The 15,822-nt window shown below is 64.0% G+C and carries 16 protein-coding genes and 1 riboswitch; of the genes, 6 read left to right on the forward strand and 10 right to left on the reverse strand.

The features are described from left to right. Positions 1-81: 81 nt before the first annotated feature. From GEU01_RS03420 to GEU01_RS03445, 6 genes are all read right to left on the reverse strand, one after another. On the reverse strand, positions 82-1,092 hold the full coding sequence (locus GEU01_RS03420; protein ID WP_019084947.1) for a lysylphosphatidylglycerol synthase domain-containing protein: 1,011 nt from the start codon (positions 1,090-1,092) through the stop codon (positions 82-84). A gap of 79 nt (positions 1,093-1,171) precedes the next feature. Beyond that, a complete protein-coding gene (gene ribH, locus GEU01_RS03425; protein WP_019084948.1) occupies positions 1,172-1,657 on the reverse strand; it encodes a 6,7-dimethyl-8-ribityllumazine synthase in 486 nt (161 codons plus the stop codon). 145 nt (positions 1,658-1,802) lie between these two features. Beyond that, the gene (locus GEU01_RS03430) at positions 1,803-3,053 is read right to left on the reverse strand and encodes a bifunctional 3,4-dihydroxy-2-butanone-4-phosphate synthase/GTP cyclohydrolase II (protein WP_019084949.1); all 1,251 of its coding nucleotides are present in this window, start codon (positions 3,051-3,053) and stop codon (positions 1,803-1,805) included. Then, the gene (locus GEU01_RS03435; protein ID WP_019084950.1) at positions 3,053-3,670 is read right to left on the reverse strand and encodes a riboflavin synthase; all 618 of its coding nucleotides are present in this window, start codon (positions 3,668-3,670) and stop codon (positions 3,053-3,055) included. Before GEU01_RS03435 ends, GEU01_RS03430 begins: the two co-directional genes overlap by 1 nt. Before the next feature lie 2 nt (positions 3,671-3,672). Further along, positions 3,673-4,677, reverse strand: a complete 1,005-nt coding sequence (gene ribD, locus GEU01_RS03440; RefSeq protein WP_019084951.1) for a bifunctional diaminohydroxyphosphoribosylaminopyrimidine deaminase/5-amino-6-(5-phosphoribosylamino)uracil reductase RibD — start codon at positions 4,675-4,677, stop codon at positions 3,673-3,675. Positions 4,678-4,806: 129 nt separating this feature from the next. After that, a riboswitch (FMN riboswitch) is annotated at positions 4,807-4,971 on the reverse strand. Between the two features lie 107 nt (positions 4,972-5,078). Beyond that, positions 5,079-5,969 (reverse strand): MIP/aquaporin family protein, encoded by an 891-nt coding sequence (locus GEU01_RS03445; RefSeq protein WP_019084952.1) that lies wholly within the window; start codon positions 5,967-5,969, stop codon positions 5,079-5,081. Between the two features lie 345 nt (positions 5,970-6,314). Here GEU01_RS03445 and GEU01_RS03450 point away from each other — a divergent pair, with 345 nt between their 5' ends. After that, positions 6,315-8,111 carry a hypothetical protein gene (locus tag GEU01_RS03450; protein WP_019084953.1) on the forward strand — a complete coding sequence of 599 codons (1,797 nt, stop codon included), beginning with the start codon at positions 6,315-6,317 and terminating at the stop codon, positions 8,109-8,111. Here the strand turns inward: GEU01_RS03450 and GEU01_RS03455 are convergent. Continuing rightward, positions 8,083-8,616, reverse strand: coding sequence for a hypothetical protein (locus tag GEU01_RS03455; protein WP_019084954.1), 534 nt, complete (start codon positions 8,614-8,616; stop codon positions 8,083-8,085). The two genes, GEU01_RS03450 and GEU01_RS03455, sit on opposite strands and share 29 nt — an antisense overlap. A gap of 292 nt (positions 8,617-8,908) precedes the next feature. On the opposite strand from GEU01_RS03455, the gene GEU01_RS03460 reads away from it, so the two are divergent. Further along, the gene (locus tag GEU01_RS03460) at positions 8,909-9,136 is read left to right on the forward strand and encodes a DUF3126 family protein (protein ID WP_010513711.1); all 228 of its coding nucleotides are present in this window, start codon (positions 8,909-8,911) and stop codon (positions 9,134-9,136) included. 50 nt (positions 9,137-9,186) lie between these two features. On the opposite strand, the gene GEU01_RS03465 is transcribed toward GEU01_RS03460, so the two are convergent. After that, positions 9,187-9,810 carry a DUF2939 domain-containing protein gene (locus tag GEU01_RS03465; protein ID WP_019084955.1) on the reverse strand — a complete coding sequence of 208 codons (624 nt, stop codon included), beginning with the start codon at positions 9,808-9,810 and terminating at the stop codon, positions 9,187-9,189. 197 nt (positions 9,811-10,007) lie between these two features. Between GEU01_RS03465 and GEU01_RS03470 the strand changes: the two genes are divergently transcribed. Genes GEU01_RS03470 through pyk form a run of 4 tightly spaced genes read left to right on the forward strand, consistent with a single transcriptional unit; the run spans position 10,008 to position 13,669 of the window. Further along, positions 10,008-10,832, forward strand: coding sequence for a HesA/MoeB/ThiF family protein (locus GEU01_RS03470; protein ID WP_026018467.1), 825 nt, complete (start codon positions 10,008-10,010; stop codon positions 10,830-10,832). Next, positions 10,829-11,215 (forward strand): DsrE family protein, encoded by a 387-nt coding sequence (locus tag GEU01_RS03475; RefSeq protein ID WP_019084957.1) that lies wholly within the window; start codon positions 10,829-10,831, stop codon positions 11,213-11,215. The genes GEU01_RS03470 and GEU01_RS03475 overlap by 4 nt, the downstream gene beginning before the upstream one ends. 15 nt (positions 11,216-11,230) lie before the next feature. Next, positions 11,231-12,199 carry an SH3 domain-containing protein gene (locus GEU01_RS03480; protein WP_019084958.1) on the forward strand — a complete coding sequence of 323 codons (969 nt, stop codon included), beginning with the start codon at positions 11,231-11,233 and terminating at the stop codon, positions 12,197-12,199. A 30-nt stretch (positions 12,200-12,229) separates the two neighbouring features. After that, positions 12,230-13,669: a pyruvate kinase gene (gene pyk, locus GEU01_RS03485; RefSeq protein ID WP_026018468.1), complete on the forward strand. Its 1,440-nt coding sequence runs from the start codon at positions 12,230-12,232 to the stop codon at positions 13,667-13,669. Between the two features lie 128 nt (positions 13,670-13,797). Here the strand turns inward: pyk and GEU01_RS03490 are convergent, their stop codons facing one another. Together GEU01_RS03490 and GEU01_RS03495 are read right to left on the reverse strand one after the other, a co-directional pair. Beyond that, on the reverse strand, positions 13,798-14,700 hold the full coding sequence (locus GEU01_RS03490) for a prephenate dehydrogenase/arogenate dehydrogenase family protein (RefSeq protein ID WP_019084960.1): 903 nt from the start codon (positions 14,698-14,700) through the stop codon (positions 13,798-13,800). Positions 14,701-14,743: 43 nt separating this feature from the next. Next, complete coding sequence (locus GEU01_RS03495; protein ID WP_010511506.1) at positions 14,744-15,820, reverse strand: lysylphosphatidylglycerol synthase domain-containing protein; 1,077 nt, start codon at positions 15,818-15,820, stop codon at positions 14,744-14,746. Positions 15,821-15,822 lie beyond the last annotated feature (2 nt).

Here is a 15,822-nt window from a genome sequence, read left to right on the forward strand (position 1 = left end):
AAGAGGCCCGGTTTGGCCCATGATGTGGTCCCGATGCAAGGTGGTTCTTTGTCACACGATGTACCGCGCCGTACCCGGACGTCATGACTGACCGGGCAGGTGCATCTCCCCGGTGGTGGACGGGGCGGGACGGATCCAGCGTATTTCCATCACCTGCCATGCCACGAGCGAGGGCAGCCCCCATGCAATCTCCCGCAGGCGCTTGATGAGCGACAGCGCGATCCCGACCTGTGGCGACAGTCCGAACAGGCTGCCGATGATGATATATCCCCCTTCCGACACGCCCAGCGCGCCGGGTACGGCAAAACCGGCCGACTTCGCGGCCTGCCCCACGCTTTCGATCACAAAACTGTCAGCCAGCGAGAGCGGATGCCCCATGGCGGTCAGGACAAGGAACACCTCGAACGTGCCAAGCGACCAGCCAAGCAGTTGCAGGGCCCCCGCGCGCAGCGAATTTTCATGCGTGCGGTACAGGGCGATGATTTCGGCATGCAGGCCACGGATGTCTTCCACCCCGTCCCATCCCAGATGGGCGGCGATGCGCACCAGCAGTTTTTCCACAAGGGAAATGGCGCCCAGGTACTGGCTGCCGAAGAACACCGCACCCAGTGCTACGGCCGCCCCGGCACTTTCCATCAGTTCGTCCGTCACATGCGAACGGTTGACCAGGCAGAACAGCACCCCAAGCCCGATCAGCGTGAATGTCACCTGGCTGAGCAGTTCAATGGTCAGGTCGCAGATCGTGGCGGCGGCGGCGCGCCTGATCCCGAGGTTTTCACGCCGGGCCATGAGGCGGGTGGTAATGACCTCGCCACCAACCTGTGCCACCGGCAGCAGGTTGTTGATCCCTTCACGCGCGCAGCGCAGGGCGAAAAAGTCGGTAAAGGACAGGCGAGGGCGGCCACTCTGGGCCAGCAGGCGCCATGCCTGCGCGGAAACACAGACCTGGCTTGCATGGAAAATGATGATGACAGGAATGCTCCACCCCCCGGCCGCGATCAGCCGGAGGATGTCATGCAGGCCAAAACGCCCCAGCATCCATATCGTCAGACCGATACCGAATGCCCCGGCGATGAAGGTAAGCTGCCGCATTCGCCATCCCTGTCCATATTCCCAGAAACAGGACCATTAAAAGGCTGTTTTCAGCCATTTAATGGACTGCCAGCATATCTTAGCAGCCTCTGATTTTCTGAAGCAATGCGATACTTTCAACACAGGCGGCCACGGCTTCGCGACCCTTGTTGTGCACATCGTCACGCGAACGGACTACCGCCTGTTCGTCCGTGTAGGTGGTCAGTACGCCAAACGCGATCGGCACTTCCGTGTTCAGCGCCGCCTGCTGCAGGCCCACGGCGGCCCCCAGGCTTATGAATTCGAAATGCGCCGTATCGCCCTTGATCACGCAGCCAAGGCATACCACGCCGTCGTACCGGCCGGTGCGCGCCAGCGCCTGCGCCAGTAGCGGCAGTTCGTACGCACCCGGCGCATACATGACATCTTCATCACGCATGGAAATGTCATGTTCCCCCAGCCATGCCAGCGCGCCATCACGCAGGCCATGGGTCACGTTTTCATTGAAGCGGCTGACCACAATGGCGACGCGCGGCGGGTGGGCGAATTCAAGTGTTGCGGGGGTGGAAGGGATGTTGGTGCTCATATCCGGCGTTTTCCGTTTTCAGGTGTAGAGTGTGTATGAAAATAACCTGTTGATAAAAAACAATAAAAGTTTCCGGGTGCCGCCTTTTTTCAAAAAGGCGGCATTCTTCGAAGCTTTTTGGGAAAAGCTTCACCGGAAACTTTTGTCAGTGTGCGTCTGCTGTCGCGGGTTCGCACAGGGCATGCCCCATCCGGGTGCGCTTGGCTTCCAGATAGGCCCGGTTGAAGGGATTGGGCTCCACCGCAAGGGGAATGCGTTCACGCACGTCAAAGCCATGACGTTCCAGCGCACGTACCTTGTCGGGATTGTTGGTCAGCAGGTCGAGCCGGTTCACCCCCAGCGCGCGCAGGATGTCGGATGCCGCCTGCCAGTCGCGCGCATCGGTCTGGAAACCCAGCCGGTGGTTGGCGTCCACTGTATCCAGTCCTTCATCCTGCAGCGCATAGGCGCGGATCTTGTTGGCAAGGCCGATGCCGCGCCCCTCATGACCGCGCACATAGACCAGCACCCCGGATTCCGCGCGCCCGATCTGTTCCAGCGCGCCCTGGAGTTGCGCGCCGCAGTCGCACCGCAGCGATCCCAGCGCATCGCCCGTCACGCATTCCGAATGCAGGCGCACCAGTGGTACGGCGCCCGCACGGTCGGGTTGCCCCTTGACCATGGCGACATGTTCGGTGCCATCGGGCGCGCGAAAGGCGTGGATCATCATGTCCGGCCCGCCAAAGCGGCTGGGCAGGTGGGCGCGGGCGACCTGCTCGATGGCGGGTTTTGCCTCTGGCGTGGTGTGGATCGGGTTGGCTTCCAGCCATTTCGCCAGCTCCGCGATGGACAGGATCTGCAGCCCGTGGCGCGTGGCGTAGGGGCGCAGGTCGTCCATGCGGGCCATGGTGCCGTCCTCGTTCATGATCTCGCAGATCACGGCAGCCGGGATCAGCCCCGCCATGCGGGCCAGATCGACCGAGGCCTCGGTATGGCCGGGACGCGCCACCGTGCCGCCGGGCACCGCGCGCAGCGGGAAGATATGACCGGGTGAGACCAAGTCCCCGGGCTTCGCATCGGGGGCTGCCGCCACCAGTACGGTTTCGGCGCGGTCGGCGGCCGAAATGCCGGTGGTCACACCTTCACGCGCCTCGATGGATACGGTAAAGGCCGTGCCGCGCGGGCAGGTGTTCACCTGCGTCATCATCGGCAGGTTCAGCTGCGCAATGCGTTCGGGCGACATGGGCATGCACACCAGCCCGCGGGCATGGGTGACCATGAAGTTCATGGCGGCGGGCGTCATGAGTTCGGCGGCCATGACCAGGTCACCTTCGTTCTCGCGGTCCTCGTCATCCACAAGGATGATCATCCCGCCCCGGCGGATGGTGGCAACGGCCTGTGCCAGTGCCGGGGGCATCAACGATACTGACATACGCTCTCCACATATTTTGCGATGACATCGACTTCGATATTCACGGGGTCCCTGGCCTTCAGGGTGCCAAGGGTCGTGTGGTCCCATGTGTGGGGGATGATCATGAGCGCGATGCGGAATTCATCCGCGTCACAGCCATCTTCCCCCGGTGCGCCGACTTCATTCAGCGTCAGGCTGATGCCGTCGATCGTGATCGATCCCTTTTCCACCAGGTAACGGCGCAGGCGGGCGGGTACGGCAAAGGTGATGTGACGGGCCTCGCCGGCCTGTTTCACCGCCGCAAGACGTCCCGTCCCGTCCACATGCCCCTGCACGATATGGCCCGACAGGCGGGTGGTGGGGGTGACCGCGCGTTCAAGGTTGACGGTGTGCCCCGCCGCGATCCGCCCCAGCGCCGTGCGGTCCAACGTTTCGGAACTGATGAAGAACGTGGCCGTCCCCGCCGCGTCAAACGACGTGACCGTCAGGCACACGCCATTGACGGCAATGCTTTCACCCAATGCCAGGTCAGGAATGCCGGTGGCCACGGTTATGTCCAGGTCCCGGTCCAGCCGGCGCGCGGCGGTGATACGGCCCTGGTGTTCGATAATGCCGGAAAACATGCTTACTCCTTCACGGCGGCCAGTTCGGGGAACAGGCGCAGCGGCGTCGCATCCCCCGTCCGCACGCGTATGCTGTATCGGTCCGTGGCATCGGGGCGGGCGGTAATCGTCAGCCAGTCATGCCACAGGCCACGGGCCTCGATTTCCGCCAGCAGACGGGGGCCGGCTTCCACCATGGCCCATGTCACGCCCGCCATGCCCAGCATGTCGGGCAGGGCGTTGATGTCGGTACAGACCTGCACCGCAAAGCCGCGTGCGCGTGCGGCCTGCAGGTAAGCCTCGTCCACTTCCCCTGTCCGGGTGCAGATGGCCAGGACACGCGGCGCGCGGTCGGGGTGGTCGGCCACCCGGCGCACGTTCAGGCCCGGCCTGTCGGCGCGGATGGTACCGCCCGCGGTAATGACCGCATCCGTTGCGCGGCGCAGGCGGTGGGCAAGGTCCAGCGACGCGGCGGAGGTAAAGGTGGTGCGCCCTGCCGGCGGCACCATGGACCCCGTAGCGTCCAGCGCCTGCTTGACCGTGATCCACGGCTGTCCCGTGCGCATGAAATGGGCGAACGGGGCCAGAAGGCTGCGGCACATGGACTGGATTTCCGCCTGCGGGCCGGTCGGGTGCAGGACATGCACGTGGCGGCCATGCTGGCGCAGGTGATCCGCCCCGCCCCCTTCGACATGGGGATTGGGGTCACGCACGCCGATCCAGACATCGCGCACCGGCGTCGCCAGCAGCGCTTGTGAACACGGGCCGGTGCGACCGGTATGGTTGCATGGCTCCAGTGTCACGACCGCCGTGTGGGCGCGATCCAGCAACCCGCGTTCGCGGCACTGGCTTATGGCCTGTATTTCAGCATGGGGGGTACCGGCACGGTGGTGGCCGCCAACGGCCAGGATCGTGCCCGCAGCATCCAGTAAGGCGCAGCCCACCGGCGGGTTGGGGGCGGTCGCACCCACATGGCGCGCGGCCTCATCCACCGCGGCACGGAAGGCATGCGCGATAGCGGCTGGCATGTCTGGGCCTGAATGGGGTGTGACACCCTGTGGCAACGCGTCCAAAACACAGTACTCCATCCATCCGGACGGACTCAGGGCGCGTAAAACCATCCACCTGCCTTCACGGATGGAAGGCAGGGCCATAGTTTCCGTTCTCTCTCATCCGGACTGTAACCGTCGGTTCCGGAATTGCACCGGATCTGCTTGACCCCGCCCGCATGTCCCGCGGCCGGGCGCTCGCGGACTTATGTGCCCCTGTTACAGGGAACAAACACCGCCGGTGGGGAATTTCGCCCCGCCCTGAGAACGCCTGCGAACCGGGCTGGCTGCCCGATTCGTTATTCAGTGAAATGATCTTGGGAATGATTTTAACGAATTGCAAGTGCCACGTTGGCTAATCACTATAATTTATCGTGATTTCAGTCCTTCTCCCCGGCATGGTGTCCGGGGTGCAGCAGGGAGGGAATGCGGCCATGATGGCCGAAATTGACCAGTCGCGCTTCCTCCACCTCGATCCGGCCCAGCACGCGCGTGCGGATCAGCCATATCGCCAGCGCAGCCCCCATGAACGGCCCCAGCGCATAGATCCAGAACGACTCCCACTGTCCCGCGACCATGGCCGGGCCAAAGCTGCGCGCAAGGTTGGAACTGTTGCCCGAAAGCCATGCGGAAATCGGGTTGCAGACAAAAAAGAACAGGCCCCCCGCCCACGGCGTCACCCATTTCAGGACGGGATGGCCCGCAAGGTAGCACAGCATCAGCACCAGCAGTGCCGTTAGCACCACTTCGTTCACCAGTGGCCACACGATGGCGACCCCTGAAAAGGGCACGGTCGCGGCATAGGCGGAAGCCTGCGCCATCCGGCCCCATTCGGGCAGCACATGCCCCAGCGCCGCAAGAAGCAGGGTCGCGACATACGCCCCTGTCATCTGTGCCGCCACATACCCGCACAGGTCCACCACCCCCAGCCGCCCCGCAAGGCTGAATGCCAGTGAGACGGAGGGACTGACATGCGCCCCGCTGACCCGCCCGAACGGAGTGAATGCCGCAACCGTGCCCGACAGTCCGAAAAACAGACCGCACAGCGCCGTCTGCACGATCGGATGGGGGGCAAGCATCCGGCCAATGGCGGTATAGGGTGTCGTCAGTACCGTGACGGACACGATCCCGCAGATCATCAGGGCCACTGTCGCCACCAGTTCGCAGCCATACAGTTTCCAGTGGAAGGGATGATCGGGGTGCGGCGCCCCGGCGAGTGGCCGGTCCTCAATGGGGTGGGAACCGGGCAGCCGGGCTGCGGTCATGTCCATTACTCCTTCATTCAAGCAGGTAGAGGTCTTGAGTTAAGGGAAGAAATGGTGTGAAATAAACGAAATCATGCGAATATATGCCGTGACATGAGAATAGTTAATGCATAGCAGTTGAACGTTTTTTCTATATAGGGTGTCGGGCCATTCCTCTACTCCGTCCGGTCCATGACGGATAAGGAAGGGATCGGTTTTTATCTGTCGTGTCCGTCTGTTACTGTATTCACCATCAGTACATGCAGCGGGTGCGGACAGGTTTTTTTTATTAACCGCATGTTCAGGGGCAGACGCGCCAGACTGATGGATTACTGTTGGAAAGTGGATCGTTTTTCCTGTCATCCTGACGGAATGCGGCGGTCGCGCCTGCTGCTTGGCGGGTTGATGGTCATGCTGGGTGGCATGGCCGTATCCGCTGATGCGCGTGCGGACGACATGGCGGAAATCCGCGCCCTTCATGCCGAAATGCGCCGGCTGGAAGCCAAGGTCGAACAGCTGGAATCCCGTCATGGCATGACGCATGGCAGCCAGCATGTCCTGGCCGGTCACACGCTGCGTTCAGGCGGTCATGCGTCATCGGGCGGGGGGACGTCGGGTGGCAGTACGATGGGACAGATCACGGCCATGCCCGACCTGTCGCGCCTGACCATTGGTGGTCCGACCCTGTCGGATGACGCGCAGGCTCAGGCCGCGGCTGAAAACACCATGACGGAATCCATCGTCCCCGCGCAGCCCAAGCTTGACCTTGATTCCTCCAGTCCGCTGGCCATTACCCAGACGGGCGTGGACAGCCTGCCCCCCATCTTCCGCATTGGCGGGGTATCGGTGCGCCTGGGTGGTTTCATTGATTTTTCGAACATCTACCGCAGCAAAAACCTGACCAGCGGTCCCGCCACAAGCTGGGGCAGCTTCCCCTATGCCAACAGCCCCAATGCGCATACGGGGGAATATCGTCCCTCCGCGCAGCTGACGCGTCTGAGCGTGCTGCTGCAGGGATCCCCCACCAAGGACGAGACACTGTCGGGCTATATCGAAACCGATTTCGGGGGGGCCGCGGGCACGGCCAACAGCTACCAGACCAACAGTTACACGCCGCGAATCCGCCAGGCGTACATGACCTACAGCAACACGAAATGGGGCTTCCACGTGCTGGCGGGCCAGGCATGGAGCCTGACCACCGGCTATACGCAGGGCCTGCTGTCACGTCATGAACAGCTGCCGCCGGTGGTCGATAACAACCAGATACCGGGCATCGTGTTCACCCGCGTGCCGCAGATCCGCTTCATCAAGGATTTCGGGCGCAAATGGTGGCTGGGGCTGTCGCTGGAGGCGCCACAGGTGGCCTATGCCGCCAATGGTGGCAGCCACGCCATGCTGACGGGGGCCAGCGATGATACGATTGCATCATCCGGCACGACCCTGCTGTACAGCAATGCAGGCTCCGGCATGCTTAACCCCAATGCCAAATACAGTATGGATGTCGCCCCCGACATCGTTCTGAAAGGCGCGTTGGATACCAAACCCGCCCATTACGAAATCTATGGCCTTGCGCGCTGGTTCAAGGACATGGCGCAGGCCCCGAATGGCCCGATCCGCGAACGGGTGTCCTTTGCTGGTGGCGTTGGTGGCGATGTGACGGTGCATGTCATTCCCCGCTACCTGCAGTTTACCGGCAACGTGCTGGCGGGCGAGGGGATTGGCCGCTACGGCCCCGGCATGCTGCCCGACGCCACGTTCAAGGCCAATGGCACGCCCGCGCCGATTCCTGAAATCATCGGCAGCATGGGGCTGATCGGCCATCCGACCCCCAACCTGCTGGTCTATCTGTATGGTGGTGTGGAAAGTGCCGGGCGGCGCACCTATAACGCGAATGGCTACCAGTATGGCTATGGGGTGAATGACCTCGCGCTGAGCAGCTGCAACGTGGAACAGATCAGTGGCGGCAGCTGTGACGCGCAGACCCATACACTGGCCGACCTGACGGTAGGCGGCTGGTGGCATGTGCTGCAGGGTGGCTATGGCGCGGTGATGAGCGGCGTGCAGTACACCTATCTGCGCAAGCTGGCCTATAAAGGTGGTGACGGGGCATCCCCCACCACCGGTGGCAACACCATTTACGTCACGTTCCGCTATTTGCCTTTCCAGTAGTCGTCGTGCTGGCTGACAGCGCCGCGAGGCAGTCATTGACCTGATGGGTCAGGTGAATGTCATGTTCGGCGCTTATGGCGCGCATGCTGTCACGCGCCCAGCGTACGGGCATGCCATGGGGCGTGCACAGCGCGCCCGCGCCCAGCAGTGGCCCGTTTCCAGGGTCCAGCACGGACAGGACGGCATGCGGGTTACGGGGCAGCGCCTGTCGCAGGGCGGTGCGGAGCTGGCGGGCTGTCGCGTCATCCGTATGGGCGATCAGGTCGGGCACCAGTTCAATCCATCCATCCCACCCCGCCGCCACGGCCCGGCGCAGGCGGGGCCATGCCCGGTGCGTGTCCAGTGTCCTGACGGTGGCTTCCGCGCCATCTTCATGGATCTGGCGTGAAAGGCTGCGCGCGTTCAGGTCCATCCCGGTTTCGGTCGGGGAAGGACCGGACTGTGGCAGGCTGGCTGCAAGCGCTGTCAGCCCGATGGGGGGAGCAAGCAGGGCCACAAGCAGCATCAGCCGGGGAAAAGATCGTAGGCACATGGTCTTTGTTCTCCCTTCTTACTGGTGTTGCGCTATGGTCAGGGAACAGGGGAATCGTGGCGGGGACGCGGCGATGCCGGGGAAAATCATGGGCATGCGGTTGCAGGGGCGGACACATACGCCTATAGCCTGCGGCGATGCCCGCACGTGTCACGGGGCAGCCGCCCGATCCTGACCGGACCTGCCACGCGCGTTGACCACCGGGCCATATCCGGCCCTGATCCTATTTCTGGCGGGTCCTGCCATTTTGGAGAACATACGTTTCATGGCTGCCATGTCCTCTTCCGAAATTTCGCGTCTTCAGGTCTGCCTGCGTCGTCTGCTGGGTTCACCGGGGCTGACGGTCAATGCGCCGCCGCGTGCCGGTCTGTCCGTTGAACTCGCGGTCAATGGTGAAGTGGTGGGTACCGTCCACCGTGACGAGGACGAAGGCGAAGTCTCCTATGCCGTCCACATGACCGTTCTGGAAGAAGACCTGCCCGCCCCGAAGTAATCCATCAACCGGCCACATGGCGGGCGGAACGCCCGCCCGTTACAGCCGCGTCAGGGCTGGGTGACCGGCTGGGGCATGGGTCCGGCCGAAGCCTCGACCAGTGGGGCATGCCTGGGGGCAGGCAGGTCTATGTGATGGATTTTCCACTGGAAGGCATGGATGCGCATCTGCAGGCGCAGCGGCGTTTCATTTTCATGCCCGGGCATGATGACGCTTGCCTCGAACACGCCCGGATGGGTGAAATGCATATGCACATGCCGCATCAGGCCAAACAGTGCCTGTGGCGTGCCGGGTTGTTCGGACGGCATCAGGTGGTCCACCAGCATGCCCAGCTTGTCAGGGCGCACTTCCTCGTCAATGGCGTTCGACACGGCGGAGGACGCGAAGGATGCGCCGAATTCCGGCAGTTCGTCATCCGCATGCGGGGGGCCAAGCAGGCTGTCGACCGCCTGTGTCTTCAGCCCGTTGCGTACCGATTCCCATTTGAGACAGGTGTTCAGGCTGCCCATGTCATGCGTGCGGATGGCCGAGGTGATGGACCATAGCGTGAAAAAGGGCGATGCGGCGTAAAGCGAGGTCGCTGCCGCCAGCGTGCCCGCGCAGACCCATCGCGCCTGCTGGCGGCGCAGGGAGGCAATGCTGTCGGGAATTTCCATGCGGGAAAGATATGACATTGATTTATACTCCCCCCAGATGGTTTCACGGCTCTTCTAGACTATACTGGAAACATATCCGGCATGCATTGGTTTCATGATTGGCTGAAAGAATTATCACGTAATCGTGATTGCATGCCTATCGCTTCCGGCTGCATCACGCAACAGGCACGGTATACCGGCCATGGCTGCGCGACGGGCCGGGGCAGGAGGCAGGGATGAATTTTTCCGAGGACGAAATCCAGCGCTATGCACGCCACATCCTGCTGCCCGAAGTTGGCGGGACGGGGCAGGACGCCTTGAAAAAGGCCAGTGTTCTGATCGTTGGCGCGGGCGGACTCGGGTCGCCCGTTGCCCTGTACCTTGCCGCGGCGGGGGTGGGGCGTATCGGCCTGGTTGATGATGACGTGGTCGAACTGTCCAACCTGCAGCGTCAGGTCGCGCATGTGACCGACCGGATCGGTCAGCCGAAAGTCGAGTCGGCTGCCCGGGCCATGCATGCGATCAATCCGGGAACACGGGTCGATTGTCATAACGTCCGCCTGACTGCGGATAACGCGCGTGCGCTGGTGCGTGACCACGATCTTGTGTGTGATGGCTGCGACAATTTCGCCACCCGCTATCTGGTGGCCGATGCCTGCGCGCTGGAGGGACGGACCCTGATTTCCGCCGCCGTGCTGCGGTTCGAGGGACAGTTGTCCACCTTCCGCCCCGGTGGTCCGTGCTACCGCTGCCTGTATCCCGAAGCCCCGCCTGCGGGTACGGTGCCGTCCTGCGCCGAGGCGGGCGTGTTCGGCGCGGTGACGGGTGTGATGGGCACGCTGCAGGCGACCGAGGCGCTGAAGGAAATCCTTGGTATCGGTGAAAGCCTTGCCGGGCGGCTGCTGGTATGGGACGCGCTGGCCATGCGCTTCCACACCATTACCCTGCCGGCCGACCCCGACTGCGCGTTGTGTGGCGCGCATCCCACCATCCATGACCTGTCCGCCCATCATGACGCCGCCCCCGTGACCTGCGGCGTGTCCGAAGGGGTGGCATCATGATGGGGGACGACGGCGCCCTGGCCATCCTGTTATATGACGGGGCGTACGCCCGCGCGCATTATGCCTTCGTTCTGGCGGCGGGGGCGCTGGCCATTGGCCGGCCCGTCATCGTGTTTGCGGCGGGGCGCGGGGTGCATGCGCTGGCGCGTGACTGGAGCGGGCTGCATGATGCGGGTGACGACGCACTGGTGCGCGCGCGTGGGGTCGCGGGCATGGATACGTTGCGTGACGCGGCAATTGAACTGGATGCGAAATTCATGGCCTGTGAAGCGGCGCTGAAACTGTGCGATCTTCCGGCGTACCGCCTGCTGCCCTGCGTGCAGATGGCGGGCGTCCCGACTTTCCTTGAAGCCGCCCGGGGGCGGCAGATCATAACCCTGTAAGGACAAGAGAACACGATGGCGCAGTGCGTGCGGCATGAATTCCTTGCGCGACCGGCCCGCGTGCCGTCCCGCGTCCCCGTGCGGCGGGGGTATCTGGCAGCCTGTGCAGCCGTGCTGGTCATGGGTGGGGGGCATATGGACCGTGCCGTGGCGCAGGCCACGACGCACCATCATGCCCACCATGCCAGGACCGCCGAGGCCACGACGTCCGCCCATGCCCATGCGGGCAAGGAAAAGAAGGCCCACGCGGCCGGGGCGCATCACCACCATCATGCGGCCGCGGCCGCCGGTGCGGCGACGGGGGCTGCGACCGGGGCGGCAGGGGCTGCCGCGGTTGCCGGCGGCAGCGCTCCGCCGCCACCTGCGCATGCGGCCGCGCCGCCGGATGCGCCCGCGGCCCTTGCGCCGGTGGACAATACGAAGGGCAGCGTGACCGGCCTGCCGCTGCCGCGCTTCGCCGCCTTTCGCGCGGATGAGGTCAACCTGCGCACCGGGCCGGGCCAGCGCTATCCCATCGACTGGGTGTACCACCGCCGCGGCCTGCCGGTGAAGATCGAGCGGGAATTTGATGTCTGGCGCCTGGTGGAGGATTCGGACGGCCAGAAGGGCTGGGTCCATCAGGCAACCCTGGTGGGAACGCGCACGTTTGTCATTCCGGGACTGCCCCCACAGGGTGATGCCCGGCAGGCAGGACAGCCTGCCGCCAAGGAAACCGACGTGATCGGCCGGGCGGATACCCGTATTGTCGGTCATGTGGCGGATGCGGCTGACGCGGCGGATATCAGGGGGGCTGTCATGCTGCATTCGGATGCCAGCACGACATCACCCGTCGTCGCCGTACTGCGTCCCGGCGTGGTGGGCACGCTGCGGCAGTGCCAGACGGGTACGTCGTGGTGCAAGGTATCGGTCAAGCAGTACAGCGGCTGGCTGGAACGCAGCGCCGTGTGGGGACTGTTGCCGCAGGAGGTCATATCCCCCTCCTGACGGTTGATCGTAAACAGGCTGGAGAAGAAAATGCCGGATACACCCTATCGCGCCATGCGCCGGACCAAGATTGTCTCGACACTGGGCCCGGCCACGACAGATCACGCGACCATTCGTGCGCTGGCGGTGGCGGGGGTGGATGTGTTCCGGCTGAACTTTTCCCATGGCACCCATGCCGATCATGCCGCCCGTCATGCCGTGATCCGCAATGTGGAGGCCGAACTGGGGCGTCCGGTCGGCATTCTGGCCGATGTGCAGGGACCAAAGCTGCGCGTGGGCAATTTTTCCAATGGAAAGGTGCAGCTGAGCGCCGGGGCACGCTTCCGGCTGGATCTTGATCCCACCCCGGGGAACGAGACGCGGGTCTGCCTGCCGCATCCCGAAATCATTGCCGCCGCCGCCGTGGGCAGCACGCTGTTGCTGGATGATGGCAGGCTGGCGCTGCGGATATGTGACCGCGGCGACGATTTCCTTGTTACCGAGGTGGCGCTTGGCGGCCCGCTGTCGGATCACAAGGGGGTCAATGTGCCCGATGTGGTCCTGCCCATTCCCGCGCTGACGGACAAGGATCGGGCGGACATGGCCTTCGCGCTGGACCTTGGCATCGAATATGTCGGCCTGTCCTTCGTGCAGCGCCCCGAGGACGTGCGTGAGGCCCGGGAACTGGCGGCTGGCCGGGCATGGATCATGACCAAGCTGGAAAAGCCGCAGGCGATGGACAACCTGCATGAGATTGTGGCCCTGTCGGATGCGGTGATGGTGGCGCGCGGCGACCTGGGGGTCGAACTGCCGCCCGAACGCGTGCCGCTGGCGCAGAAGCGCATCATCCGCGTTGCCCGGCAGCTTGGCCGCCCGGTCGTGGTGGCGACCCAGATGCTGGAAAGCATGGTCCATGCCCCGACCCCCACCCGGGCCGAGGCATCGGACGTGGCGACGGCGGTGTTTGACGGGGCGGACGCGGTCATGCTGTCGGCGGAAACGGCGGTGGGGTCATACCCGCGTGAAACGGTCGCCATCATGGACCGGATCGTGCGCAGGGTAGAGGAGGATGAAGTCTGGCGTCGCCAGATGGAAACATCCAGCCCCGACCCCCAGCATGACGTGCCCGGCGCCATTGCCGCCGCCGCGCGCCAGATTTCATCCACCCTTGATGCCGCGGCCGTGGCGGCCTTTACCCTGTCGGGCCGCACCGCGCTGCGCATTGCGCGCGAACGGCCCACCTGCACCATCCTTGGCCTGACCCCGACCGATGACATCGCCCGCAGGCTGGCGGTGGCATGGGGGGTCCAGGCGGTATCCGTGGGGCAGGAAACGCCGGTCCACAATATCGAAAGCGTGGTGGACCAGGCGCTGGCGGTGACGAAGGGTGATGGTTATGGCACGGCGGGGGACGCGGTGGTGATCGTCGCGGGCCTGCCGTTCGGGGTGGCGGGCAGCACCAATACGCTGCGGATCGCCACGATTACCTGATCAGAAACTGTCAGAAGTTGTTGGGTGCCGCCTTTTTTCAAAAAGGCGGCGTTCCCTGAAGCTTTTTGAAAAAAGCTTCACCAAAAACTTCTATTTTCATAAATGGTATATTTAAAACAGATAGTTGATCAGGCCTGCCGGTTTTCGATCAGGCTGCGCCGGATGGCGCGGCCGCGCTGGATACGGCTGACGATCACGTCCGTATCCCCCGTGCGGATGGCGTCGCCCATGGCCTGCGCGTCCGCGATGAAGCGGTCAAGCATGTCCAGCAGCGCCTCGCGATTGTTCAGGAAAATGTCGCGCCACATGGTCGGGTCGGACGCCGCGATGCGCGTGAAGTCGCGAAAGCCCGACGCCGCGAAATCCAGCACTTCCGATCGTGTTTCATCCGCCAGGTCATCCGCCGTGCCGCATATGGTGAAGGCCAGCAGATGCGGCAGGTGGCTGACAATGGCGCAGACACGGTCATGATGGTCAACGGTCATGCTGCGCACGCGCGCGCCCATCATCTCCCACAATGCAGTGACGCGCGCGATGGCGGTGGCTGGCGTGTGTTCGGGCGGGGTCAGCAGGCACCACCGGTCCTCGAACAGGGTGGCGAAGCCTGCGTCCGGGCCTGAAAATTCGGTGCCCGCCATGGGGTGCGCGGGCACGAAGGCAATATCGGGATACCGGGCCAGCAGCGGTTGCATGGCCTCCATCACCGTGACCTTGACCGATCCCACTTCGCTCAGGATCGCACCCTTCTTCATGACGGGCATGACCTGGGCCGCCACCATCGCGATCGCGCCCACGGGCACGCATATGATCACGCAGTCCGCATCCCGCGCGGCCGTGGCCGGGTCGGCCTCGACCGTATCGGCAATGCCCAGTTCGGCCACGCGGGCGCGGACTTCTGGGCTTATGTCACAGGCCACCAGGCGGCGCGCGATGCGTCGGTCCTCCATCCCCCGGCGCAGGATGGACGACCCGATCAGGCCGGGGCCGATAATGACCAGCGTATCGAACAGGGGTACGGTTTGGTCCGTCATGGTGGGGAATGTCTGTCTGTCTGAAGGGGCACGGCGCGCGGGATCAATCCCGCGTGATGTCCGTGGGTGGGGTGGAATCATGAATGGATACGGGGGCGGCGGCCGGTGCGGTTTCCCCCTGTGCGGAGCGGCGGCGCAGGGCGCGCATTTCCATTGCCTGCCACAGCAGCAGCATGGGAATTCCAATCACCAGTTCGCGCCCGCGCCGCAGCAGCGACAGCCCCAGCGAGACGGAAGGGGCGATGCCAAAGGCGGAACCCAGGGCCATGTAGGCGGCTTCCTGCACACCCAGTCCCGCCGGCACCAGGAACGAGACGGACATGATGCCACACGCCACGCCCTCGATCGCGATGGCGCCGCCGAAGCCGAGATGCGCGCCAAGAAAATAATAGGCCACCCAGATCGTCGCCGCACTGCCCAGCCAGCCCACGTAATGCAGCAGCGCGCCCTGCACGATGCGGCTGGGATGGGACCAGATGGCGTCAAAGCGTTCCTGTATGCTGTCGGCGCTGCTCAGCATCGCGTCCTGCCACTGGGCGGCCATGTTGTGGCCCAGCATCTTGCCCGCGCGCTTGAGCAGGTCGCCACCCCGGCGCTGGGTATAGATGAATCCCGCGATGCCCATGCTCAGCAGCACAAGGCCGATCATGACCGGGCGGGCAAAGGGGCTGGACTGCTGGTGGGCCACCAGGCATGCCACGGCGGTCAGGATGAACAGGATCTGGCCCATGACTTCGGTGGTGATGTCCACCAGGTTGGCGCAGGCGGCCTCGCTCCCATCAACATGGCGGCCCTTCGGCCCGGCGAACAGGTCGCTCGAACACGTGGCCCTGATCCCCAGCACCATGCCGCCCAGCTGTGAAAACGGCAGGCAGGATGCGGCGGCGTCACGGATCATGCGCGAAACCAGCAGTTGCACGAACGGTATGTCCCGGCAAGCTGCGTGCCACGCAAGACCCAGTATTGCATCGACTGCAAGCTGGGCCATGACGGTCGCCATGAAACCGATGAACCCGATGGAGACGATGGCCTTCATGACCGAACCCGCGCCAAGCCACGCAGTGCAGCCTGTAAGCAGGGCCAGGCCAAGGATGGCCAGCAGGATGGTGAGCTTTCTCAAAA

The sequence above is a fragment of the Komagataeibacter europaeus LMG 18890 genome (genome assembly GCF_000285295.1).
Classification (GTDB): domain Bacteria; phylum Pseudomonadota; class Alphaproteobacteria; order Acetobacterales; family Acetobacteraceae; genus Komagataeibacter; species Komagataeibacter europaeus.